This window comes from Actinoplanes philippinensis, from assembly GCF_900113015.1.
In the GTDB taxonomy this organism is placed as follows: domain Bacteria; phylum Actinomycetota; class Actinomycetes; order Mycobacteriales; family Micromonosporaceae; genus Actinoplanes; species Actinoplanes philippinensis.
The window spans coordinates 18298-42269 of record NZ_FONV01000004.1 but is presented as its reverse complement, the minus strand read 5'-3'; the positions used below and the strand labels follow the sequence as shown (position 1 = coordinate 42269).

Below are 23972 nucleotides of genomic sequence, written 5' to 3'. Positions count from 1 at the left end.
TGTCCGCGGTGGCGTCGACCGGGCCGCCGAACGGCTCGGGACGTCCGTCGACGGATCTCGTCCCGGCCGCTTCAGGATCGTGTCCGAGTAGTGGATCCGGGCCGTTCGTGATAGACCAACATCACTGTAAAGAACTGGAAACGGACGCGAAACATTGGAGTCGGCATGACTGCTCCCGTCACCCGTCGTACCGTTCTCGCGGCCGGGCTCGCGCTGCCCGTAGCCGCACAAACCCCAGGTCGCGCCGGGGTCACCGTGGGATTCACGCTCAACGCCCGGGTGCTGGACGGCGGTGAGCAGATCGTCTCGGTCACCCTCGGCACCGCGCGGCTGGGCATCGACCCGGCCTCGCTCACGGCCGGCGCCTTCACCGTTCACGCCAAGGCCGCCAGCCCGATCCCGCTGGCGCCCGACGAGCTGATCTTCAGCGAGTACGACGTGGACCGTCCGGTCACCGCCGCCCGGCTCGACCGGCACGGCGACATCGTGCTCGACCTCGCCCACGCCGAGGGTCAGGTCGGTGGCGGAACCCTCGGCTACATCGCGAATCGGGGCCGCAACGTGCGCCTCGATCTCACCTACACGATCACTCAGAACACGCCGCTGCGCGGACGGCACGGCCGCCCGATCAGCATCACGGCGTTCACCCAGGGCCGGCTGTCCAACCCGGAGGTCGACGCGTTCGGCCATCACGTCTCCGGCTCCGGCATGAAGTATCGCCTGTTCACGCCGGGGGAACGGGGCCGGCCGTTGATCGTCTGGCTGCACGGCGGGGGAGAGGGCGCCTCGCTGCCCGACGGCTACTACGACAACGAGACCACACTGCGGGCCAACCGAGGCGCTCTCGGCTTCGCCACCCGCGAGGCGCAGCGGATCTTCGGCGGCGCGTCCGTGGTGGCGCCGCAGAGCACCTCCTTCTGGATGGAGGACGGTCCCCGGTTCGCCCCGCAGATTCAGGAGATCATTCAGGACGTGGTACGCCGTCACGCGGTCGACAGGCGGCGCATCTACGTCGCGGGGTGCAGCAACGGCGGATACATGAGCCTGAAGATGACCACCACGTACCCCCGCCTGTTCGCCGCCTCCGTGCCGGTCTGCGGTGTGGTCGCGTCGCTGCAGCCGGGCGGCCCCCGGCTGATCACCGACGCCGAGCTGGCCGGGATCACCACACCGACCTGGCTGGTCGCCTCCCGCGACGACACCACCGTGCCGCCGGAGGCGAACACGATCCACGCGCACGACCTGATCCCCGGCAGCCTGATGAGCCTGTACGACCAGGTCGTCTGGAACGGCTACCGGTTCAACGGCCACTGGTCGTGGATCTACCTGGCCCGCAACGACCCCAGGGCCGGCGGCACGCGGGTGTGGCAGTGGATGGCCCGCCGGCGTCGCTGAGCAGCCGGGTCGTCCGCCGGTCAGAACCCCCAGGCGGTCCGCACGACCATCCGGATGCCGTCGTCGGGGTCGTAGGACCAGCCCGCGGTGTATCCCGTCCAGCTGTGCTCCTGCCAGCCGTCGATCGGCCGGGTCTGCTCCAGGTGCCAGACGGCCTCCTGCGACGGGCGCAGCTCGTTGATGACACAGAACGGCTCGGTGGTGCTGTCCGACTCGACGACGATCGAGGCGCCGTTGTCGGACAGCTCCACGCGGGCTGATTCGGTGTCGCACTTCTCCTTGGCCCCGGCCAGCTGAGTGTGGGCGATGGCCGTTGCCGTGCCGATGAAGACCAGTCCCAGCACGATCACGACCACGCCGACCAGCAGGACGGGTCGTTTCCAGGAGCGGGGTGCTGTCGTTCGGGTCTCACCGGACTGCGATGTCGCTTCCACGCGGTGCTCCTCCTGAAGTCGTGGGGCCACCAGTCATTCGGCAGGGGAGGAGGGCGGTTGAGCGACGGCGGCGAGGGTCAGGCGGCGCCGCCGTTGGTGTAGAGGACCTGGCCGTTGACCCAGCGGCCGGGACCGGCCAGGAACGCGGTGACCTCGGCGATGTCCGCCGGGGTGCCCAGGCGCTCCATCGGGTTGAGGCTCGCGATGTGGTTGACCACCTGCTCGCTCTTGCCCTCGAAGAACAGCGGCGTGGCGGTCGGGCCGGGCGCCACCGTGTTGACCGTGATGTCGCGCCCGCGCAGCTCACGCGCCAGGATCAGGGTCATCGCCTCGACGGCGCCCTTGGAAGCGGCATACGCCCCGTAGGTCGGCATCTGCAGCCGGGTGACCGACGTCGAGAAGGTGATCACGGCGCCGCCGCTGCGGACCTGACGGGCGGCGAGCTGGCTGATGATGAAGGTGCCGCGCACGTTCGTACGCTGAATGCGGTCGAAGGTGTCCAGATCCATCTCGGCGATCGGCGCGAGCGGCATGATGCCGGCTGTGTGGGCGATCACGTCGACCCCGCCGAACGTGTCGGTGGCGTGCTGGAACAGCGCGGCCATCGCTTCCGGGTCGGCCACGTCGCCGCCGAACGCGGAGGCCCGGCCGCCGGCCGCGGTGATCGCCTCGACGGTGGCCTGCGCCTTGGCCTGGTTGCCGCTGTAGTGCACGACCACGGCCAGGCCGTCGGAGGCGAGGCGCTCGGCGACGGCCCGGCCGATGCCGCCGGATCCGCCGGTCACGATGGCGACGCGGGTGCTGATCTCGGTCATGACGACTCCCAGATATATGAACTAGCTGTCCATAAAAAGCTATCGCGATAAAAACAAGTTGTCCACTAATCTGGGGTGGTGACATCTCAGGAGCAGCCCCCGCCACGGCGCGGACGCGGACGCCGTCCCGCCGCCGAGGTCCGCGCCGGCGTCCTTCGTGCCGCCGCCGACCTGCTGCTCGGCGAGGGCGTCAAGGCCGTCACCTTCGACCGGGTCGCCGCGGCCGCCGGGTCCAGCAAGGTCACCCTCTACAAGTGGTGGCCGTCAGCCGGCGCCCTCGCCGCCGAGGCCTACTTCACCCACAGCGAGCACACCCTCGAATTCCCCGACACCGGAGACCTCCGCGCCGACCTGACCGCGCAGATCCGCGCGTTCGTGCGCCTGCTCACCGAGGGCCGCACCGGGCCGGTCATCGCCGGCCTCATCGGCGTGGCCCAGACCGATCCGGAGCTGTCGGCCGCGTTCTCCCGCTACTACTCCGGACCCCGCCGGGCCCTGGCGATGGCCACCTTCGTGAAGGCCCGCGACCGCGGCGAGCTGCGCGCCGACATCGACCTCGGCATCCTCGTCGACCAGCTCTGGGGCGCCTGCTACCACCGGCTGCTGATCCCCGACGAGCCGCTGACCGAGGACTTCGCCGTGGCCCTTGTCGACAACGCCCTCGACGGCGCCCGCGTCAGGTGACCGCGGGGCCGGGGGCCGGCCAGCCGGGCCGATGCCACGGCGCACCTCACATCCAGCACCGCATCGAGCGGTGAGGACGGTGCCGATCGGTCCGGGGAATCGTCCCGCCTTCAGATGGCGGGGAGCGGCTCCGGGCTGCGCGACAGGGCCGCCGCGGACGCGCCGAAAGCCCCCGTGAGCGCCAGATTGACCAGAACGGCGAGCCACCCGACGTTCGCGATGTGCGCGACCGGCCACACCAGCGCGGCGACCGCGACCAGGGCGGCCACCCCAACCGGCACCCGGCGGCGCAGCATCTGCGCACCCAGCAGCAACGTCAGGGGGAAACACAGACCCAGGGGCTTGATCAGTACGGCCGCGCCGGTCGCGTCGACCAGGTCGGTGTCACCGAGGGACACGTGGATGGTGTTGAAGCCGTACGCCACGTCACCGGCCGCGCCGAACACCCCGACCACGAGCAGCGCCGCCGCGAGCGGGCCCTCACCCAGGGTGGCCAGCCGGATCATCACGACGGTGTAGCCGACCGCGCCGAACACGTGGACCACGGCGGCGAGCGGATCGTCCCAGCCGCGGGTGGCGTACAGCAGGTCGGCGACGAGATAGACGGCGGGTGCGACCAGGAGCGACCCGGTGAGAAGGCGTTGCAGAGGTGTGGAAGTCATGTCTCGACTGTGGCCGCGGCACACCGCCGGCGGATCCGGGCCGGCCCTCGAACAAAAGCAGGGTTGACCCTGGTCACAGCGCGGCGCCCCGCTGGCACGATACAGGCGTGGAGACCGGGGCGATGCTGCGCGGGACGGCGGGTGCGGTGACCGCCGCGCTGGTCGCCGCCGGCTTCGTCCTCGGCCCGCATGTCGCCAACCTGCACAACGGCCTGATCGCGGCGTCGTTCACCACGGTCGGGCTCTACGTGGTGGCCCGGCGCCCCGGCAACCGGGAGGGCCGGCTGTTCGTGGCGGTCGGTGTCGCCCACGCGGTCATGTTCGCCGGCCGCGAGTACGGGCTGCACCCCGGTCCGCTGCCCGGCGCGACCTGGCTCGGCTGGCTCGGGATCTGGCCGCTGCCGCTGGTGCTGGTGCTCGTCGGGGTCGCGGTGATGTGTTTTCCCACCGGACGGTTGCCGTCGCGGGGGTGGGCGCCGGTTGTCGCCGTACTCCTCTGCCTGGGGTTGATCCTGTCGGTGGTGTCGGCGCTGTGGCCGGTCGAATACGCCCGGACCGGTCTGGTCGCCGCGCATCCGCTGACGCTGCCGGGCCGCGCGGCCGCCGAGGCCTTCTACCGGGTGGCCCGGCCGGTGTCCTATCTGCTGTTCCAGCTGACCTGGGTGGCGTGCGTGGTGGCGCGGGTGCGGCGGGCCCGTGGCGACGAAGGCCGGCAGATGCGCTGGTTCCTCTACGCCGCCACGGTGTCGGCCGCCGTGATGGTCATCGGGCTGGCCGGGTGGGGCTCGCCGCTGCCCGGCACCCTCACCGCTCCGGTGCTCGCGGTCGCCGCCGGGGCCGCGATCCTGCGCTACCGGCTCTACGACATCGACCCGGTGCTGAACCGCTCGCTGGTCGTCGGGGCGATGGCGGCGCTGGTGGCGGCCGGGTACGCGCTGGTCGTCGCCGGGGCCGGACGGCTCGTCGACGGGTACGGCACGTGGCTGTCCGTGCTGGCCACCGGCATCGTCGCGGTCGCCTTCGAACCCGTGCGCGCCCGGGTGCAGCGGCTGGCCGACCGGCTCGTCTACGGTCGGCGGGCCACCCCGTACGAGGCCCTGGCCCGTCTGTCGGCGCACCTCACCGCCCCGGCGGGCGGCCTGCTCGACGGCATCTGCGCCACCGTCGCCGACGCCGTCGGAGCACGGACCGTCACATTGTGGACGGGCCCCGCCGACGAGCTGCGAGCCGCGTCGGTGTGGCCGGCCACCGAGGAGCCGCCGTCCGGCGCCAGGACGCTGGCCGAGCTGGCGGCCGTGCCGGTGCGGCACGACGGCAGGTTCCGGGGCGCGATCACCGTGCTGAAACCGCCCGGCGAGACCCTGTCGGCCGCCGAGTCCCGCCTGGTCGGTGACCTCGCCGCCCAGGCCGGGCTGGTCCTGGAACTGCGGGCCACGGCCCAGCGCCTGGTGGCCGCCGGTGACGCGGCCCGCCGCCGGCTGGAACGCGACCTGCACGACGGCGCTCAGCAGCGCCTGGTGACCGTCGCCATGGAACTCGGCGCGGTCGTGCGGCTGGCCGCCGGAACCGGTCCGCCCGAGGTCGCCGACCGGGCCGACGAGGTACGCCGGCAGCTGCTGGAGGCCATCGCGGAGCTGCGCGAGACGGCCCGCGGACTGCATCCCGCCGTGTTGACCCAGGACGGTCTGACACCCGCGATCGGGTTTCTCGCCGACCGGTCGGCACTGCCGGTACGGCTGACCGTGTCGGTGCCCCGGCGGCTGCCGCCCGAGGTGGAGTCCACCGCCTACTTCGTGGTCAGCGAGGGTCTGACGAACGCGGCGAAACATTCCGGATCGGCGACCGTGGCGGTCCGGGTCGCCCTCGACGGCCCGGGCCTGAGCGTCGAGGTGTCCGACGAGGGGTGCGGCGGCGCCGAGTTCCGGCCCGGCAGCGGCCTGGAGGGGCTCGCCGACCGGCTCGCGATCCTCGACGCCCGCCTCACCGTCGACAGCGGACCCGCCGGCACCCGTCTGCGGACGGTGATCCCGTGCGGGTGATGCTCGCCGACGACGCCGTGCTGTTCCGCGAGGGCCTGGCCCGGATCCTCACCGACACCGGGTTCACCGTGACCGGCCGGGCCGGCGACGGCACGACCCTGCTCGACCTGGTCCGCGCCGACCCACCCGACGTCGCGGTGATCGACCTGCGCATGCCACCGGACTTCGCGGCGGAGGGCATCGACACCGCGGCGGCCATCCGCGCGGCCACGCCCGGCGTCGGCCTGATGCTGCTGTCGCAGTACGTCGAGGTCCACCACGCGCTGCGGCTGATGACCGATTTCGACGGGGGAGTGGGATATCTGCTCAAGGACCGCGTCTCCGACCTGACCACCTTCGCCGCCGACGTGCGCAAGGTGGCCGGCGGCGCGACGGTCATCGATCCCGAACTGGTGGCCCGGCTGGTGGCCAGGCGCCGCGAACGCGACCCGCTCGACGCCCTCACCGACCGCGAACGCGCCGTGCTGGCCCTGATGGCCCAGGGCCTGTCCAACACGGCGGTCGCCGCCGACCTGCACCTCTCGATCAAAACCGTCGAGGCGTACGTGACCGCCATCTTCACCAAGCTCGGCCTGACCCAGCACGAGCGCGAACACCGCCGCGTCCGCGCCGTCCTCACCTTCCTGCGCGCGTAGTGACGATCGCCGACCTCCACCTGCCGTGGCATGAAGTGAACCGCCGGCGGGATCAGCTCGACGGCTTCGGGGCGGCCACCGGGCTCCGGTTGCCGGTGGTGTCGACTGCTCGTACGCCGAAGAAGACGTTGTCCTTGGAGAGGTCGATCGTGGCGGTGCTCACCTTGCCCACCGGGAGGCAGTGCTGCCAGTCGGATGCGGTCGTCTCGCGCCAGACCACCTCGTAGCCGGCCAGGTCGGGTTCGGTGCCGGGCTGCCAGCGCAGGGTGGTCTCGTTGGTGAGCTGGGTGGTGTCGATGACCACGCCCTTCGGGGTGCCGGGGGCCTGCGCCAGCGACCACAGCGCGGACGCGTTCACCCTGGCCACGCGGGCGATGTACGACCAGTCGCAGAACTCGGGGAGGTCGCCGTACTGGACGCCGTTCTCCACCCGTACATCCTGGTGCTCGTGGTTGAAGTTCTCCCGCGGCTCGGTGAAGCGGGCCGCCGGATAGCCGCGCAACAGGAACGAGATGTGGTCGCTGCCTCGCAGGTATCGGTCGCGGCGCCAGATGACGCGGACGTTCGTGCCGTCCGGTTCGACGTCCTTGACGAAGCGGCCGAGCTGGCGCGACGGGCCGTCGTTCTCGCCGCCGACACTGCGGCGGGTGTTCGCCTCGGCGGTGGTCTCCGAGGTGGGCACGCCTTCGACGAAGAGGCGGACGGTCCGCGGGTCGTTGCGGGTGCCGTCGTGGGCGTCGCCGGTGCCGACGATGTCGTTGCTGAACATGGCCTGGATGTCGGTGCCGGCCTCGAAGTACTGCTGGGCCATGTGGTCGGAGCCGTAGAGGCCCTGCTCCTCGCCGGCGACCGCGGCGAACACCAGCGTCGACTCCGGCCGGCGGGTGGCCAGGACCCGGGCCAGCTCCATGATCACCGCCACGCCGGACGCGTCGTCGTCGGCGCCGGGGGCGTCCTTGACCGCGTCCATCACGTCGGTGACCCGGGAGTCGTAGTGGCCGGTGACCACGTAGACGCGCTCGGGGGTGACGCTGCCGCGCAGGGTGGCGATGACGTTGGTGATCCGGGTGGGCGCCGGGACCCGCGGGGAGACCGGCTGGATGAACGACTGCAGCTCGACGGTCATCCGGCCGTCGCCGGCCGCCGCGTGGCGCTGCAACTCGGCGAAGATCCAGTCACGGGCCGCGCCGATGCCCCGGACCGGGTCGTCCTGCACGGACAGGGTGTGCCGGGTGCCGAAGGAGACCAGCTTGCGGACGATCGCCTCGATGCGTGCCGGATCGATCTCCGCCAGGATCCTGCGCAGCTCCCGGTCGGGTGCCGCGGGCCGGGCCGAAGCCGCGGCGGCCGGGGTGGTGGCGGCGACGCCGGCGGCTGTCGCCGCACCCGCCACCAGAAACGTGCGCCTCGTGGACATGCGTCCCACCCTGCCGCACCGGATCAGACATGTCCATGTCTGTCGATGTCCGGATCCTCGGCGGGGAACAGCACGGGACTGAGCAGATAGCGACGGCGGTCCGGCTCTGCCGGGTTCGCCAGCCGCGGCGCGATCGTCTCGCGCAGCTCGGCCAGCATGGCGAGCAGTTCCTCGTCGCTGAGCCAGATCGCGTGCTGGCGGTAGCCGACCGGGTCGGTCGCCGGGTCGGTCGCCTCCCGGTCGAGGTAGGCGCCGAACTCGGCGATCAGGGTCGCCATCGCGGTGGCGAAGGCGCGCCGGTGGTCCTGTTTCGACAGTGACCGGGCGGCCTCCGGGCTGACGGTGGCGTGGTGCTCGTGCAGGCGGAAGTGCCGCTCCACGGCGCCGCGGACCCGGCGCTCCCCGGCGACCTCCAGAATCGCGCCGGCGGCCAGCAGCTCGACGTGGCGGTAGACGGTCGCCTTCGACAGGTCGGGCATCAGCGCGCACAGCTGCGCGGTCGTCAGGGTGCGCCCGCCGCGCAGCGCGTGCACGATCCTCAGCCGGGCCGGGTGGCCGAGCAGCTCCATCGCGTCCATCCCACTACATTCTCATACTCTGCTACCGTTCCCGAAAAATGAGAAAGGTGGGGTCCATGCGGGAGGACGTCGCGCTGGCGGTCATCGACCTGGCCCGTGCCGGGCGCTTCGCCGACATCGAGGCGCTGTTCACCCCACCGCTGCGGGCGGCCGTCTCGGCGGACACGCTGCGCACCGCGTGGGCCGCCGAGACCGCCCGGATCGGCGCGGACTGGACCGTCGGGACCCCGGTCACCGAGCCGGCCGGGCCGGGACGGGAGCGCGTCTCGGTGCCGGTGACCGGTGACCGCGACGGGCACACCGTGATCGTCACGGTCGACGGTAACGGCCGGCTCCACGGTCTCCGGATCGCGCCGCCGGTCGCTGCGGCGTGGCGGCCGCCCCGGTACGCGCGGCCGAGCCGATTCACCGAACACGAGGTCACCGTCGGGTCGGGGCCGCACGCCGTGGCCGGTACCGTGTCCCTGCCCCGCCGCCGTGGCCGGGCGCCCGGGGTGGTGCTGCTGGGTGGTGGCGGGCCGTTCGACCGGGACGGCAGCGTGGGCGCGGACAAGCCGCTCAAGGACATCGCCTGGGGGCTGGCCTCCCGCGGGATCGCGGTGCTGCGGATGGACAAGGTGGCGCACAGCCACCCCGGGTTCACGATGGTCGAGGAGTATCTGCCCTCGGGGCTGGCCGCTCTCGACCTGCTGCGCCGGCGACCCACGGTGGACGCCGGCCGGATCCACCTGCTCGGCCACAGCGGCGGCGGGCGGGCGGCGCCCCGGGTCGCGGCGGCGGACGGCGCGGTCGCCGGGCTGGTCATCCTGGCCGGCGACGCGGCGCCACTGCCCCGGGCGGCGGTCCGCGCCGCCCGGCATCTTGCGGCGCGGCAGCCGGGGCCGGACGCCGACGCCGCCGTCGACGCCATCCTCCGGCAGGCGGCCCTCGCCGACAGCCCCGGCCTGTCGGCGTCGACGCCGGCCGCGGACCTGCCGTTCGGCTGGCCCGCGTCGTACTGGCTGGACCTGCGCGGCTACGACCAGGTCGCCACCGCCGCGGCGGTCGGGCGGCCGATGCTCGTCCTGCAGGGTGGCCGGGACTACCAGGTGACCGTCGCGGACGACCTGGCGCGGTGGCGGGCCGGACTCGGCGCGCGGCCGGACGTGACCGTCCGGGTGTACGACGACGTCGACCACTTCTTCTTCCGCGAGGGCGGCCGGCACGTCGACCGCGCGGTGATCGCCGGCATCGCGGGATGGATCAGACCCCGGTGGTACGGATCAGGTAGACGACGACGATCGTGAAGGCGCCCCAGACCAGCACCGCGTGCCCGAGCAGGACCGCCGCGACACGGGCCGTCGTGGGCGTCACGCCGTCGCGCTGCAGGATGCGGACCACGGCGTACGGCGTCCAGCCCAGCAGGACGGCGGCGACCACCGCGGGCACCGCGTAGATCATGTTCCGGTCGGCGCAGGAGTCGCTGAAGCAGGCCACGGCCACCATCGCCATGAAGAGGAAGTAGAGCACCGGCAGCAGCGCGACGGCCCGCGCGACCCAGAGCGCGACGGTCACCCCTCGCGATCGAGGACGCCGGACGGAGACGGACGGGTTCGACATGTTGATCATCATGTCAGTTGATCTATCCCGGTTCGTCACCGGCCAGCATCGCCTCGCAGCTGCGCAGCACCACCGCGGCCGCCCGCCGCTGCGCGGGAGTCCGCTCGCCGAGCGCCGCCTCCCGCCGCCACCGGGCCGCGCTGTCCTCGGCCACCGCCCAGATGTCGTCGACGGTGGCCTCGGTCGACAGCCCCAGACGTTCGCCCAGGCTGACCCCGGCGCCGCCGAGCAGCCGGACCGCCTCCAGCGCCGAGTCGGCCGGCAGCGCCACCCGCCCCGACCGCAACGCCGACAGCAGCCGCAGCTCCGCGAAATCGTGCGCCCCGGCGAGCAGCAGCTCCAGCTCGGCCAGCAGATGCCCGGACGGCGGGACCCGCTCGGTCCGCAGCAGATGGTCCAGCACGATCAGCGCCGATCGGGCCTTGAGCGCCGCCCGCCGCGCCACGAACAGCTCCGCCACCGACGTCTGCAGGTCCTTGAGCCCGCTGTACTCCTGCAGCTTCTCGGCCAGCACGGCGGCCGTGCCCGCCCCGGTGCGCACCAGCGTGAGCGCCAGCCGGATCCCGCCGAGCCCGAACCGCTGCAGCAGGTCGAGACGGGCCCGCGCGTCGACCGCGGGCAGCGCCCCGGCCGCGGTGAACCGGTCGGTCGACAGCAGGAACGGATCGGATGCGGTACGCGGAAGCCCCGCGATCGTGGCGATCGCCCGGAACTCGTCGGCGCGCAGGGTCCGCGCGGCGTGCCCGATCAGCGGCGACACCGCCACCACGTCCTGGCAGAGCGACCCGACCAGCGGATCCCGGCGGCGGCGCCGGGCGATCCGCCGCGCCTCCACCAGCCCGTCCGGCAGCCCGTCACCGTGGGTGTCGGCCTTGGTCAGCACCACCAGCGCGTGGACCGGCGTCACCGACGGCCCGCGCAGCCCCCGCCCGGCGCGCAGGAAATCCAGGTCCGCCTCGCCGATCCGGGGCGTGAGCAGCAGCACCGCGTCGGCTTCGGGAAGCACCTGGCCCGGGGGAGTGGACGGGCCGGTGTCGATCAGCTCGGTACGCCGCAGCACCCGGCTCGGCCACTGCACGACCACCCGCGGCGCCGGCGCGTCCAGCCGCAGCCCGCCGGGCACCCGGGCGACCGGCACCTCATAGGGCCGGCCGTGCTCCGGATGACTCCACGCCCGCAGGTCGGCGCCGTCCCGGTAGGTCACGAAATCGGCCTGCTCGACCGGCGCCACGTCCTCCCCGACGAGCGCGTTGACCAGCGTCGACTTCCCGGTCCGGGCGGCGCCGGCCACGGCCAGCCGCAGCGGGCCGGTGAACCGGTCCAGGGTGTGCCGCAGCCGCGCGTCGGCGTGCGGATGGCCACGGTAGGCCTGCGCGGCCCGCAGCAGCAGGTCGTGCGTACGCCGCTCGAGCTCCTCGCTGATCAAGCCCGCGCCCGATCGCTGAGCGCCTGCGCCTGGGCGTGCGACTCGGCCAGCCGGGTCAGCTCCTCGCTCAGCCGCCGGCCGTGCGCCTCGCGGGCGGCCGCGTCCCGGTCGGCGGCGGCCTTGGCGTTGCGCAGCGACTCCATGGTCTCTTCCTGCAGGTCCTCGGTGACCGCGGTGAAGTGGTCCCGCAGCGCACGCTGGGCCCGGCGGACACTGTCGCGGGCGTCCTTGTTGAGCTTGGTGTAGATGTCGTCGACGTGCTGGCGTACCGCGTTGCGGGCCTCGGTCTGCCGCCGCTTCAGCAGCGTCTTGCTCTCGTCACGCACGCTCTTGCCACCGAACAGCGCGCCACCGCCGATCGAGATCGGGTTGATCAGCGACATCCCGGCGAGGCTGGTCGCCAGACCGAACATCACCACCCCGCCGTACGAGCCACGCAGCCCGATGAACAGCTTCTGCCCCGGCGTGAACGTCGCCACCGGCGGCGCGTCCAGCGTCGACACGCCCTGCAGCACCCCGCCGTCGGTGATCGCCAGCGCGCTCGGCGGCAGCACGTCACCGGCCTCCGGCGGGAACATGTCGGCGGTGCGGCGGGCCATCCACTCGGTCCGCTCGGCCAGCCAGGTCATGCTGGTGGTGGCCAGCTCCTGCAACGCCTCGCGCAGCCACGGCTCGAACTCGTCCCAGCTCTTGGCCGGGTCGTTGGTGCTGAAGAACTCGTCCGCCTCGGCGAGCAGCGCCTTCACCCGCTCCCGCAGGTCGTGCTCGATGTCCGACATCAGGTCGCCGACCTCGTCGGACAGCCGGTTCTGCCAGCGGACCGTACATTTGCGCAGGTCGTCGAGCCGTCGATGGGTGGCCTGCAGATGCGCCGCGGCGTCGGAGGAGCCGCCCGCGCCGTGCCGGTCCAGCTCGGCGCGCAACGGCACGGCCAGCTCCTGCAGCGCGAGCCGGCCGAGCGCCCCGGCGGTCGCCCGGGCCAGCCGGTCCGGCTTCGCCTCGACCATCTTGCGCAGGTGGACGAGCAGGTCGGCGAACCCGGACTCCCGGTTGAGGGTCTCGTCTCCGGTACGGACCGCGTGCAGCCGCAACGACGACGACACCGCGGCCACCGCCGCCCCGATGCCGGCCTGGTTCAGCCGCAGCCGGCACTCGGCCAGGTCACGACGCCAGTCGGGGGCGTAGTCGGCCTTCGTCAGCACCACCAGCAGACCGGGGAAACTCTGCCCCAGCCCGGCCAGCAGGGCCAGCTCGTCGTCACCGAGATGCCGGCCCGCCTCGCAGGCGTAGAGCACCAGGTCGGCGCCGGCCTGATCGGCCAGGTCCTGGACCGCGGGCACGTCGGCGGCGCCGGGCAGGGCCGGGGCGTCGATCAGCACCAGGCCGCCGGCCAGCAGCGACCGCGGCACCCCCACCTCGACGTGCACCGGGGCGCCGGCCGGCAGCGTCGCCACCGCCTCGGCCAGCGACGCCCCGAGCCGGTCCGCGGCCAGCGGGATCCGCGCCTGCAACCCGACCGCGGCGGTCCAGTCGGCGGCGGGGGAGTCACGCCGGATCAGGTGGGCGGCCGGGGCGTCGGCGTGCCGGACCACCGTCGGCACCGCCGGATCGGCGTCCGGCAGCACCCCGCACGCCGACGCGTTGATCAGCGCGTTGATCAGCCGGCTGCGGCCCTGTTGCGCCGCGCCCATCACCAGGACCCGCAGCTGCGGGTGCAGCAGCCGGGCGCGGCGGCGGGCGAGCCGGTCGGCCAGGTCGGCCCGGCCGTGCGCCCGGCACGTGCGGATCACCGCGTCCATGGTGTCCATCCACCACGGATCACCGGCCGCGGCGCCCCGCAGCGGGTCGGGCGCCGGCCGCGGATGCGGAATCAGGGAAGCGGGACCCGTCGGCGCCGTCGTCCCGGCTTCCCAGCTCGTCATCCGCGTCCGTCAGCCTCTCGTCGTGGCACCTCTTACAGGCCGTCACCGAACAGCTCGCCGTGCGTGGCCGGCTGCTCGGCGACCTCGTGGCCACCGGACAGCAGACCACCGGTCAGGCTGCCGGTCAGGCCGCCGGTCAGCCCGTCCAGCGTGCCACCGACCCCGGAGACCGTACCGTGCACGGTGTCGGTCAGCCCGTCGACGGCGTCGAGCGACGTGACGCCGCTCAGGTCCGGCTGGATCAGCGATCCGATCGAAGAGGTTGCCTCGTGAACCCCGGGGACGTCAAGCAGCCCCGACGTCGTCGGCTCGATCACCGACGGCACGGTGGTCACCGTGTCGAGCACACCGCCGACGTCACCGGTGAGGCCGTGGTCGTACGGCACCGGCTCCGCGACGAATGTGGACGAGGTGGTCACGGCGCTGCCGACCGCGCTGTCCACGACGAGTTCCGGGTCGTGGTCGGCCGACAGCCCGCCGACCGAGATCGACGTGCCCACGCCCAGATCCAGGTTGCCCGCCAGCCCGTCGGCGTTCAGCCCGAGCACCGTGACGTTGACCGTGCTGGAGGCGTTCACCTCGGCCAGCGTGTCGTGCGGCGTGACGTGCGCCGCGATCGCCTGCAGCTGCGCCACCGCGCCGGCCACGTCCAGGCTGGCCACCCCGGTGGTCAGATCGTCCAGCCCGTCCGGGCCGGTCAGCCCGGCGACCGGCGCCGAGTCGATCACCAGCGGCAGCACCTGCTGCACGTCGGTGGCGGTGATGTCGTCCAGCCCGGCGTGCCGCAGGGTCGCCTCCGGGTCCAGCTCGAACGCCGACCGGGCGGCCGGGTCGTAGATCAGGTTGAGAACGAAGTCCTGCAGGGTGGGCGAAGTCATGTCGAGCTCCTAGACGCTGATTGCGGAGACGCTGATGCGGATCGAACGGCGCGGGCCCGGCGCCGAGAAGAAACCTACGGACGGGTCCGCCCCCGGGCATCGGGGGCGAGTCCCCCACTGCGCCCGGCGGCCGGTTAGGGGATTAGGGGATCTTCGGCCGCCGATTTTTGGGGGGACGATTCAAACCCGCATTGCGGTACGAACGTGAGGTACCGACCTCGGAGGAGTTGAACGCGTGTCCTACGTGCTGGGAATCGACATCGGTGTCGGCACCGTCAAAGCGGCCGTCTGCCGGCGCGCCACCGATCCCGGCGGTCCCGCCTGGGGCCCGGCGCAGCCGATCTCGCTGGGCGCCCGCTCCCCGGTGGTCGCGTCCGCGCTGCGGATGACCGCGGACGGCGCCGTCGTGCCCGCCGAGGCCGGGCAGTTCCCGGCCGACGCGGTCGGCGGCTACCTGCACCGCATCGGCGACCCGCTGCCGATGTACTTCGGCGGCGGCTACTTCCCGGCCCACGGCCTGACCGCCGCGATGGCCCGCTGGGTCGTCGACCGGGTCTGGGAGATCATGGGCGAGCCACCGGCCCGGGTCGCCGTCGCCCACCCGTCCGGCTGGGGCGCCGGCCGGCTCGGGCTGCTGCAGGCCGGGCTGGCCGAGGCCGACCTGATGGGCTGCGTGCTGGTCACCCGCGCCCGCGCCGTCGTCGAGTGCCACCAGGCGGCCGGCCGCGCGCCGGCCGCCGGCGGGCTGCTCGGCGTCTACCGCCTCGGCGGCTCCACGGCCGAGATCTCGCTGGTCGCCCCGCAGCAGCCCGGCCGCATGGAACTGCTCGCCTCGGCCGAGCTCAGCGACGTCGGCGGGTTCGAGGTGGACGGTCTGAGCCCCGCCGACGCCCGCGCCCTGCTGCGCCCGACGATCGACCTCGCGGCGGCTCTGGTCCGCAGCCGTGGTTACGGAACCGAGGATCTGTCCGCCGTATTGATCGCCGGAGTCGACGGCGCCGTATGTACGTACGTGTCCGATCTGCTCACCGGGGTGTTCCCCGCCCCCGTCGTGCGTGACCCGCAGCCCCGCATGACCGTGGCGATCGGCGCCGCGCTGGCCGGGCGTCCGCCCGTACCCCCGCACGATCCGGCCGTGGCCGGCCCCACCGACGCCTTCGCCGTCCTGCCCGCCGTCTCTCCGCCGCAGATCGCCCCGCCCCGCCCGCCGATGAACCGGGTCGCGGTCCGGGCGGACGCCCGATGACCACCTCCGTCCTGGCCCGGGTCGCCGCCGACCCGGCCGCGCCGCTGCACGCCGGCGTCACCGCGCCCGGCGGCTACGGCAAGACCACGCTGCTGCGGCAGCTCACCGACGCCTACCGCGGCGCCGGCATGACCGTGACCGGCCCCTGGCCGCCACGCACCGCCGACCCCGGCCACGTCCTGCTCATCGACGACGCCCACCTGCTCACCGCCCAGCAGCTCGACGACCTGCGCGCGCACGCCGAACACCCGGACGCCCGGATCGTCGTCGCGCACCGGCCGTGGCCACGCCGCCCCGAGCTGCTGCGGCTGCTCGAAGCGCTGCGCCGCGGCGGTCCCGCCATCACCCTGACCACGCTCACCCCCATCGAGATCGCCCGGCACCTGAGCGCCCCCAGCGACGACCTGGTCGCCTGGGTCGCCGCGCAGACCGCCGGCATCCCGCGCTACGTGACCCGGCTCGCCGAGGCGCTCGCCGGCGCCGGCGCCGGGCCACGGCAGGTGCCGGTCGCCGCGCTCGCCCCGTTCGCCGCCGAACTCGACGAGCTCGACCCGGCCGTGCGCACCCTGCTGCTCGCCGTCGAAGCCGGCGCCGGACTGTCGTTCGACCTGGTCGCGGCGGTCCTCGACGACGACGCCGACGTGGCCGAGCTCGTCGACGCCGGCCGCGCCACCGGCATGCTCGCCGCCGACGGCACCCTGGTCCCGCTGGCCCGCCGCGCGATCGCCGCGCTCGGCCCGATCAGCCAGCGAATCGACGTACGTCAGCGTCTCGCCGCTCTGCAGATGGCCCGCGGCGGCCCGGTCCTGCCGCTGGTCCGCCCCCTGCTGCGGGTCGGCGCGGCCCCCGGCCTGGTCCCCGGCGCCGCCGGCAGCGGACTCGGCCACGTCTACGAGGCCGCCGGTGAGGAAGCCCTCGGCGACGACCCTGCCCTGGCCGCGGAGCTGTTCGCCGCCGCGGCCGGCGCCGGGCGCACCACCGGCTCCCGCCGGGCCCTGGCCACCGCGCTCGCCGGCGACCTCGACCACGCCTCCCGGCTCACCGACCAGGTCCTCACCGCCGGCACGCCGCAACAGCGCGCCGAAGCCGCCTACGTCGCCGCCACCGTCCTCGCCCACCGCGGACAGACCGCCCAGGCCGTACGCCTCTACGAGTGGGCCGGCACCGACGTCGCCAACGGGTTCGCCGCCGTCGGGCTCATCGCCGTCGGCCGCCTCACCGACGCGCAACGCCTGATCCAGCCGGACGACACCGCCGCCCGCCCACCCACCTCGCTGAGCGCCGCCGCGACCCTGATGGCCCGCGGCACCGCCGAATCGGTCACCGGCGCACCCGCCGCCGCCCTGTCCACCCTGGTCCAGGCGGCCACCCTGATCGACCCGGCCGGACCCGCCGTCCTGCTGCCGGACAGCCCCGCCGCCGCCGGCGCGCTGCTGGCCATGCACTGCACCGAACTCGACGTCGCCGACACCCTGCTCACCCGCGCCGAGCACCGCGGCACCGGCGGCGCGCTGCTGGCCACCCGCCACCACCTGCTGCGCAGCTGGGTGCTGCTGCTGCGCGGCCGGCTCACCGACGTCGAACAGCGGCTGCCCGCGACGACCACCGCCGCCACCGCCGCACAGGGCCGCGACGACCTGCTCGCCAGCGCCCTGCGCGTCGGCCTGGCCCGCCGCAACGGCGACCTGGTCGGGCTGCGCAGCGCCTGGCCGGACGCCTGCCAGGCCCTCATCGGCCAGCCGGTGGAGCTGTTCAACCTGCTCCCGCTGGGTGAGCTGGCCGTCGCCGCCGCCCGGCTCGGCGACTCGCACCGGGTCGCCGGGCACCTCGCCGACGCCGACCGCCTGCTCGCCGACCTCGGTGACCCGCCGGTGTGGAGCGTCCTGCCGCACTGGTACCGGCTGCAGGCCGCGATCCTCGCCGACGACCGGGACACCGCCCGCCGGCACGCCGCCCATCTGGACACCGCCCGCCCCGCCGGTACCTGGGCGGCCGCGTTCGCCGACGCCGCCACCGTCTGGCTCGACGTCCTGGACGGCGTCGCCGACCCGGAATCCGTTGTCGCCGCCGCCCGTACCCTCAGCCTCGCCGGCCTCGCCTGGGACGGCGCCCGCCTGGCCGGACAGGCCGCCATCCGCACCTCCGACCGGCGGGCGATGGCCCTGCTGCTCGACTCGGCCCGCAACATGCAGGACCGCGGCACCCGGCCCGACCCCGGCCAGCAACTGCTCAGCGCCCGCGAACGCGAGGTCGGAGCGCTGGTCCTGGCCGGAATGACGTACAAACAGATCGCCGACCGGCTCTACCTGTCGGCGAAGACCGTGGAGCATCACATGGCACGCATCCGGCAGCGACTCGGCTGCAGCGACCGGCACGAACTGCTCAGCCGCCTGCGCGAACTGATCGGCGAGCCCGAGGTGAGCGCGTGAACCGCCGCATCACCCTGATCGGCGCCGTGCTGCTCGTCGCCTTCTGGGCCGCCGCCGCCGTCCCCGCGGTCACCGCCGCCGTCCGGGCCCTCGCCGACCGGATCACCGCCGACCGGCTCGACCGGCCCATCGACGAGGCGGTGCTCGCCCTCGAAGCCGAACGGCGGCTGTCGGTCACCGACCGGCCCATCCTCGAACTCACCGCCCAGCGCGGACGCACCGACGACGCGGCCGAGCGGTTGCGGCAGGCGGACCGGTCCTGGCTCGACCACCTCACCACCTCAGCCTCCGACCGTACGGCCGACGACCTGCTCAGCCGCATGAACGGGCTCGCCGAACTCCGCGCCTCCGTCGACGCCGGCCGCCTCGACCGGCGGGAGACCGTCACCGCGTACACCGACGTCATCGCCCCGGCCGGCGCCGCGCCGCAGGACACCACGGTCGGCGGCATCCTCGCCCTCAGCCGCTCCCGGGAGATCCTCGCCGAGGAGGACGCCCTGCTCGCCGCCGTGTCGTCCGGCCGCGGCCCGACCGCCGACGACCGGATCAGCCTCACCCGGCTGGCCGGCGCCCGGCGCGTCCTGTTCGCCACCGCCGGCGCCGCCCTGCCCGACACGGCCGCCCGCCGCCACCGCGACGTCGCCGGCTCCACGGCGATGATCCGCCTGCAACGCATCGAGGACCGGCTCGCCGTCTCCTCCGACGGCATCCCCGACCCGTCCGCCTGGTCCCCGGCGTTCAACGAGCTCAACACCGCCCTCTGGGACCTGCAGGACAGCGCCACCCGGGAGGCCGCGGACGCCGCCACGCCACGCGCCGTCACCGCCACCGTCTGGGCCGGAACCATCGGCGGCGTCGGGCTCGTCGCCCTGCTCGGCCTGCTGATCGCCGCCCGCCGGACCCGTGGCGCCGGCGCCACGACAGCCGTCACCGCCACCACCGTCGCCGCCGGCCCCTGGCACCGCCCCGGCGGCCTGCTGCAGGACCTCGACCGCCGCAACCAGGGCCTGCTCCAGCGGCAGATGCGGCTGCTCGACGCGCTGGCCCGCCGCGCCGGCGACGAGGAGACCGCCGCCGACCTGCACCGGGCCGCCAACTTCGGGGCCCGGCTGCGCCGCAACGTCGAGAAGGGCATCACCCTCACCGGCGGCGTCCCGGAACGGCAGTGGCAGCGGCTCGTGCCGATGACCGACGTCGTGCGCGACGCCGCCGCCGAGATCAGCGACCAGGACCGGATCACCACCGCCGACGTCGCATCGGCGTACCTGGCCGGCACCGCCACCACCGACCTGGTCCACCTGCTCGCCGAGCTCCTCGAGAACGCCGCCACCTTCGCGCCCGCCGACTCCCGGATCATCGTCGACGGCGAGCACGACACGGCCGGATACCTGCTCACCGTCACCGACGCCGGCCCCGGCATGACCGACGACGACCTGGCCACCGGGCACGAGGTGATGGCCGCCCCCGATCCGCCGCCCGGCGGCACCTGGTGGGGACTGTGGGCGGCCGGCCGGTTCGCGGCCCGCCAGGACGTCACCGTGCACCTGCACAACGGCTACGACGGGGGCCTGGTCGCCGCCGTCCGCATCCCGCCGAGCCTGGTCACCGGCCGCCCCGCCAACGGCGCCGAGCCACGCGCCGACCTGCAGACGGTCGTCGAATGAGCGGGCGGCGCACCCCGATGGACGTGATCCGCGACGCGATGTGGCGGGCCGCCACCGGACTGCTGACCGGGCCGTCACCCGAACCCAAGGTCCGCCCGGCCCGCGGCGAACGGCCGGCGGGCGGACGGTTCCTGCTGATCGTCGGGGCACTGGCCGCGGTGGCGGTCACGGCGCTGCTGGTCGTGCTGGTGGTGGTCCGGCCGTACCAGGACTCGGTCAAACCCGAACAGGCCGCCGGGTTGCCGGACCGGCCTGCCGTGACGGCCGTCCCGTCGCCGTCGCCGTCACCCACCCCGGCCGGCGCCACACGGCCCGCCGGGTCGCCGTCACCGCCGTCCCGCGCCGCGGGCATCGCGGCGTCCCGGTCGGCGTCACCGTCGGGCGGCGCGAGCGAGGCTCCCGCGCCCCTGGCCGCCACCTACACCACCACGCCGTACGTGGTGGGCCTGCTCGGCTACCGGACCGAGGTGACCGTCGCCAACCCCGGCCCCGCCGCCCGCGACGGGTGGACGCTGACCGTCACGCTGCCCCGGCCGACACTGTGGATCAACCAGGTGAAGGGGGCGACCGCCACTCAGAACGAGGCGGTGTGGACCTTCGTCCCCGACGACACGACCACCACGGTCCCGGCCGGCGAGCAGGTGGCCATCTCGTTCGAGGTCCACGGGGCCACCCTGCTCGACGCGGCGCCCGCCGGCTGCCGCATCGACACCACCCCGTGCGCCTCGTGACCGCCCTCAGGTCAGCGGCGACGCCGCGACCACGTGCGGCACCATGCCGCTGCCGGCGAAGCCCCACCGGGTGAGCCGCACCTCGCCGACGACGACCGTCGTGATCTCCCGATCGCGGCGGCCGGCCACCCAGGCGATGAGCCGGTCCGGGTTCTCGACCGGCTCGGCGAAATGCAGCAGATTGAGATACCAGAAGTCCCTGGTGAACTCGTTCTCGTGCCAGCCGTCCGCGCCGAGCGCCGTCCCGTAGGCGTCGGCGAGCCGGTCGGCTCTGTCGTCGGCCGGCACCGCGCACGCCATCACCGACCCGGGCGTCAGGGTCAGGCCGGTCACCGTGAACGTCAGCGGGCCGATGCCTCGTACCGCTTCTCCGAGCGCGACGGCATAGCGGTTCACGAGCGGGTCGCCGTCCTCGATCACCGCCCGCCACGGCTCCAGCGAACGCAACGTCAGGTGCGAGGTGGCCGCGGCGCCAGTGATCCAGTGCCGTCCGCCGGCCGCTGCGGCCGCCTCGTGCGCCACCCGGTCCAGGGTGGCGGCGGCGGTGGGGTCCGGAGGCAGCAGCGCGGACAGCCCCCAGCGGAAGCCGCCCTCCACAGGCGGCGACTGCACCCGATGCTCGCCGGTGGACACGGCCGCGCTGCCGTCGCGGAACAACCTGTCGAACGCCGCGCGGCTCACCTGCCGGCCCGGCCGATGGTGGTCTGACACTCTCACTCCTCGCGGGTCCGTGGTGCTGGAAGGATGGCACGGATGATCGACTGGGCGGCTTTGCGGCATGCGTACGGGCCGGCGGTGGACGTGCCCGGCAATCTGGCGGCTCTGCGGTCGCCCGACGGACAGCGGCGGCTCGAGGCGTTCGGGGAGCTGTACGCGAGCATCACCCACCAGGGGAACCGCTATTCGGCGAGCGCCGCCGCCGTACCGGCGTTGCTGGAGCTTGTCGCCGATCCGGCGGCGCCCGACCGTGATCTGGTGTTGTATCTGCTCGGCCGGATCGCGGTGGGCGACGACGCGGCCTGGCTGCCCGGTGGCGTGCGCCGTGCGGACCTCGACGCCGACGAGGGGAAAGCCTACGACGCGGTCGGTGCGGGGCTTCCGCTGCTGGACACGCTGACCGCCGATCCCGAGCTGGCGGACTCGGCGGCGTACCTGCTCGGCTGGTATCCGGGCCGCCCCGAGTCGGTGCCGGTCCTGGCCGCGCTGCACACGCCGACCGCTGTCGTCGCTCTCGGGCTGGTCGGCCGGCCCGAGGGCGTCCCGATCGCCGAGCGGGCGCTGACCGGCGAGCGGCCTCTCATGCGGTGGGCGGCGGCGGTCGCCCTGGCCCGCCTCCGTGGCGAGGACCCCTCGGGCGAGCTGCTCCGCTGGGCGGCGGGCGGCCGGGACCGCGCCGGCGTGGACGGTGCGGACACCGTTGCCTACCTGGGCGGGGACCTGGGCGGGCTCGCGCTGCTGTCCCTGGAGTCGATCGGCGGGGATGTGCTCGATCCCGCCCTCGACCGTCTGCAGCACGTCAGCGCCGAACCCGCCCTGACCACGATCGGTGTCCTGCTGCGGCAGGCGTTCCCGCGCGGCCCGGTCGCCGCCGGTACCCCCTTCGGCCGGCTGACCGCACGTCAGCAGCGGGTGGTCCGGGCGCTGGCGGGCACGCCGTCCGCCTGGCGCTACGACGACGCGGAGTTCGTGAACGTCAGCCTGCTCGTCAGCGACTACGGGCTTCCGCACGGCCGTGAGCGGCTCGCCGCCTACGCCCGGTGACTCAGGACGTCCACGGGCCCTGCGGCGGGTACGGAGCGTACGGGACGGGCTCCGGCCGGCGGGGGAAGAAGCCGCGCACCGAACGGGGCACGGTCAGCCCCAGCAGCACGGCCAGCGGCCCGACGAACCAGACCAACCCCAGCAGCGGAGACCCGCCGACGATCATGATGAGCATCATGAACGCGCCGGCCAGGGTGGTCAGCGAGATCAGCACGATCGCGGTGACCCACGCCCACGGGCGGCCCCGGGTGATCTGGTGGGCGAGCGGCACGAAGAACACCGACACACCGAACGGGATCGCGTTGAGGGCGAGGAACACCGCCCGTGTCCCGGTGCTCCACTCGTCACCGGCGAACGTCTGCGCCGTCTGCACGATGACCCGGATGATGTTCAGGATGCCGAGCAGCGCCACTCCGGCCGCGACGATTTTCACGCTGCGTGGCGTGGCCACCGGCTGCCCGTACCCGAAAGCGCCCTGCGCCATGATCGATCCTCCCCGTTGGTGACCGCCCGGAGGCACCGGCCGGTTCCGGTGAAGATCGTAGATGTATCGGTGTCCGCGGCGCGTTCCGGGAGGTGCCGTGGACACCGGCGCGGTGAACGAGCGCCGCGGTGTCCGGGCAAAGACGGCATCGCCGGACCGTGGGTCTGCGACGATGCCGTCATGGCAGCTCATGGCTGGTCCGCCTGTCCGGCGGCGCTCGCCGGCGCGCTGGTCGCCGCGATGGGCGTCAGCCCGGCGGCGCCCCGCCGACGCCGCGTTCTGCTCCTGAGCCGTCCGGGTCTTACCGTCGGCCCTCAGTCAGGCGCGGGCACGGGGACTCGCGCACGCGGACAGGACGTCGAGGGCGTCGGCGGCGATGCCCAGGGCGCGTCCGGCCAGGGTGGCGGGCACCTCCGGGTGGTGCGGGTTGATGCGGACGAGGCGGCCGTGCGGGTGGGCGGCGGCGACGCGTTCCATCGGGCGGCGGATCACGCCGGGCGTGTTGAAGCCGCTGCCGATGTCGAGCACCAGCAACCGCTGTGCCGGGCCGGTCGTGGACAGCCACTGCTGCAGGCGGCGTCCGGCCGGCAGGTAGGGGTCGATCAGGAACTCGGGGCCCTTGCGGACGTTGAGGAACACCTCGCCACCGCAGTTCGGGCAGGCCGGGATCGCCGCCGGGTCGGTGACCTCGCCGGTCGCCGGGTCGTAGGCGGCCACGGCCGCGTCGATGATCGGCCGGCTGTCCCAGGTCTGTCCGGTGCACGGCGTCTCGCACTGATACCGGGCGTAGTCGCCCTGCGGGGTGAAGATCCGCTCCGGGCCGAAGCCGTTGCGTGCGAACAGCCCGTCGACGTTGCTGGTCGTCACGAAGTGGTCGCGGTCACCGACCAGCTCGCGAAGCCGCTGGTAGACGTCGTGGCCGCCGGGTCCGAACCGGATGTCGGCGACGTGCGTGCCCCAGTACCCCCACATCAGCGGCGGCGGCAGGCGCCGGCCGATCAGCTGGTAGCGGGCCCGCAGCCCGCGCCGGCGCAGGGCGGGGAAGAGTTCGGCGAACCTGGTCTCGTCACCGTAGTCGTAACCGGCGGCGACCGAGAGGCCGGCGCCGGCGCCGACGAGGATGCGGTCGGCGCCGGCGATCCATCGCCGGAGGGTTGTCAGATCATTCATGGG

22 protein-coding genes are annotated in these 23972 nt (G+C 73.9%); 10 read left to right on the top strand and 12 right to left on the bottom strand.

Going from position 1 to position 23972, the window contains the following annotated elements; translation table 11 throughout:
* The first annotated feature begins 165 nt into the window (after positions 1-165).
* Entirely contained in the window at positions 166-1395 is a 1230-nt protein-coding gene (locus BM290_RS10435; protein WP_093612588.1) for a prolyl oligopeptidase family serine peptidase, read from the top strand.
* Positions 1396-1415: 20 nt separating this feature from the next.
* On the opposite strand, the gene BM290_RS10430 is transcribed toward BM290_RS10435, so the two are convergent.
* Positions 1416-1829 (bottom strand): hypothetical protein, encoded by a 414-nt coding sequence (locus tag BM290_RS10430; RefSeq protein ID WP_143133687.1) that lies wholly within the window; start codon positions 1827-1829, stop codon positions 1416-1418.
* A 77-nt stretch (positions 1830-1906) separates the two neighbouring features.
* Positions 1907-2644: an SDR family oxidoreductase gene (locus BM290_RS10425; RefSeq protein ID WP_093612584.1), complete on the bottom strand. Its 738-nt coding sequence runs from the start codon at positions 2642-2644 to the stop codon at positions 1907-1909.
* Between the two features lie 78 nt (positions 2645-2722).
* Between BM290_RS10425 and BM290_RS10420 the strand changes: the two genes are divergently transcribed.
* Entirely contained in the window at positions 2723-3328 is a 606-nt protein-coding gene (locus BM290_RS10420; protein ID WP_239143520.1) for a TetR/AcrR family transcriptional regulator, read from the top strand.
* A 110-nt stretch (positions 3329-3438) separates the two neighbouring features.
* On the opposite strand, the gene BM290_RS10415 is transcribed toward BM290_RS10420, so the two are convergent.
* The gene (locus BM290_RS10415) at positions 3439-3990 is read right to left on the bottom strand and encodes a hypothetical protein (RefSeq protein ID WP_093612580.1); all 552 of its coding nucleotides are present in this window, start codon (positions 3988-3990) and stop codon (positions 3439-3441) included.
* Positions 3991-4097: 107 nt separating this feature from the next.
* Here BM290_RS10415 and BM290_RS10410 point away from each other — a divergent pair, with 107 nt between their 5' ends.
* Complete coding sequence (locus BM290_RS10410) at positions 4098-6029, top strand: sensor histidine kinase (protein ID WP_093612578.1); 1932 nt, start codon at positions 4098-4100, stop codon at positions 6027-6029.
* On the top strand, positions 6020-6664 hold the full coding sequence (locus tag BM290_RS10405; protein ID WP_093612576.1) for a response regulator transcription factor: 645 nt from the start codon (positions 6020-6022) through the stop codon (positions 6662-6664). Before BM290_RS10410 ends, BM290_RS10405 begins: the two co-directional genes overlap by 10 nt.
* Before the next feature lie 52 nt (positions 6665-6716).
* Here BM290_RS10405 and BM290_RS10400 read toward each other — a convergent pair whose 3' ends face one another.
* Positions 6717-8081 (bottom strand): M20/M25/M40 family metallo-hydrolase, encoded by a 1365-nt coding sequence (locus tag BM290_RS10400; protein WP_093612574.1) that lies wholly within the window; start codon positions 8079-8081, stop codon positions 6717-6719.
* Positions 8082-8104: 23 nt separating this feature from the next.
* Positions 8105-8659, bottom strand: coding sequence for a helix-turn-helix domain-containing protein (locus BM290_RS10395; protein ID WP_093612572.1), 555 nt, complete (start codon positions 8657-8659; stop codon positions 8105-8107).
* Positions 8660-8715: 56 nt separating this feature from the next.
* On the opposite strand from BM290_RS10395, the gene BM290_RS10390 reads away from it, so the two are divergent.
* On the top strand, positions 8716-9945 hold the full coding sequence (locus BM290_RS10390; RefSeq protein ID WP_203779329.1) for an alpha/beta hydrolase: 1230 nt from the start codon (positions 8716-8718) through the stop codon (positions 9943-9945).
* Here BM290_RS10390 and BM290_RS10385 read toward each other — a convergent pair.
* Genes BM290_RS10385 through BM290_RS10370 form a run of 4 tightly spaced genes read right to left on the bottom strand, consistent with a single transcriptional unit; the run spans position 9902 to position 14484 of the window.
* Complete coding sequence (locus tag BM290_RS10385; protein WP_143133686.1) at positions 9902-10258, bottom strand: hypothetical protein; 357 nt, start codon at positions 10256-10258, stop codon at positions 9902-9904. The genes BM290_RS10390 and BM290_RS10385 overlap by 44 nt on opposite strands.
* 22 nt (positions 10259-10280) lie before the next feature.
* Positions 10281-11684 (bottom strand): GTPase domain-containing protein, encoded by a 1404-nt coding sequence (locus tag BM290_RS10380; RefSeq protein ID WP_093612566.1) that lies wholly within the window; start codon positions 11682-11684, stop codon positions 10281-10283.
* The gene (locus tag BM290_RS10375; protein WP_093612564.1) at positions 11681-13606 is read right to left on the bottom strand and encodes a hypothetical protein; all 1926 of its coding nucleotides are present in this window, start codon (positions 13604-13606) and stop codon (positions 11681-11683) included. Before BM290_RS10375 ends, BM290_RS10380 begins: the two co-directional genes overlap by 4 nt.
* Positions 13607-13638: 32 nt before the next feature.
* The gene (locus BM290_RS10370) at positions 13639-14484 is read right to left on the bottom strand and encodes an IniB N-terminal domain-containing protein (RefSeq protein ID WP_093612562.1); all 846 of its coding nucleotides are present in this window, start codon (positions 14482-14484) and stop codon (positions 13639-13641) included.
* A 235-nt stretch (positions 14485-14719) separates the two neighbouring features.
* Between BM290_RS10370 and BM290_RS10365 the strand changes: the two genes are divergently transcribed.
* From BM290_RS10365 to BM290_RS10350, 4 genes are read left to right on the top strand one after another with little or no spacing between them, the layout of a single operon-like run.
* On the top strand, positions 14720-15730 hold the full coding sequence (locus BM290_RS10365) for an acetate and sugar kinases/Hsc70/actin family protein (protein WP_093612560.1): 1011 nt from the start codon (positions 14720-14722) through the stop codon (positions 15728-15730).
* Positions 15727-18159 carry a helix-turn-helix domain-containing protein gene (locus tag BM290_RS10360; protein WP_093612558.1) on the top strand — a complete coding sequence of 811 codons (2433 nt, stop codon included), beginning with the start codon at positions 15727-15729 and terminating at the stop codon, positions 18157-18159. The genes BM290_RS10365 and BM290_RS10360 overlap by 4 nt, the downstream gene beginning before the upstream one ends.
* Positions 18156-19823: a sensor histidine kinase gene (locus BM290_RS10355; protein ID WP_093612556.1), complete on the top strand. Its 1668-nt coding sequence runs from the start codon at positions 18156-18158 to the stop codon at positions 19821-19823. Before BM290_RS10360 ends, BM290_RS10355 begins: the two co-directional genes overlap by 4 nt.
* The gene (locus tag BM290_RS10350) at positions 19820-20554 is read left to right on the top strand and encodes a hypothetical protein (protein ID WP_143133685.1); all 735 of its coding nucleotides are present in this window, start codon (positions 19820-19822) and stop codon (positions 20552-20554) included. The genes BM290_RS10355 and BM290_RS10350 overlap by 4 nt, the downstream gene beginning before the upstream one ends.
* 6 nt (positions 20555-20560) lie before the next feature.
* On the opposite strand, the gene BM290_RS10345 is transcribed toward BM290_RS10350, so the two are convergent.
* Positions 20561-21265 carry a hypothetical protein gene (locus BM290_RS10345; RefSeq protein ID WP_143133684.1) on the bottom strand — a complete coding sequence of 235 codons (705 nt, stop codon included), beginning with the start codon at positions 21263-21265 and terminating at the stop codon, positions 20561-20563.
* Positions 21266-21307: 42 nt separating this feature from the next.
* Between BM290_RS10345 and BM290_RS10340 the strand changes: the two genes are divergently transcribed.
* The gene (locus tag BM290_RS10340; RefSeq protein ID WP_143133683.1) at positions 21308-22315 is read left to right on the top strand and encodes a hypothetical protein; all 1008 of its coding nucleotides are present in this window, start codon (positions 21308-21310) and stop codon (positions 22313-22315) included.
* Between the two features lies 1 nt (position 22316).
* On the opposite strand, the gene BM290_RS10335 is transcribed toward BM290_RS10340, so the two are convergent.
* Complete coding sequence (locus BM290_RS10335; protein WP_093612548.1) at positions 22317-22799, bottom strand: hypothetical protein; 483 nt, start codon at positions 22797-22799, stop codon at positions 22317-22319.
* Between the two features lie 318 nt (positions 22800-23117).
* On the bottom strand, positions 23118-23969 hold the full coding sequence (locus BM290_RS10330; protein WP_177319651.1) for an SIR2 family NAD-dependent protein deacylase: 852 nt from the start codon (positions 23967-23969) through the stop codon (positions 23118-23120).
* Positions 23970-23972: the final 3 nt, after the last annotated feature.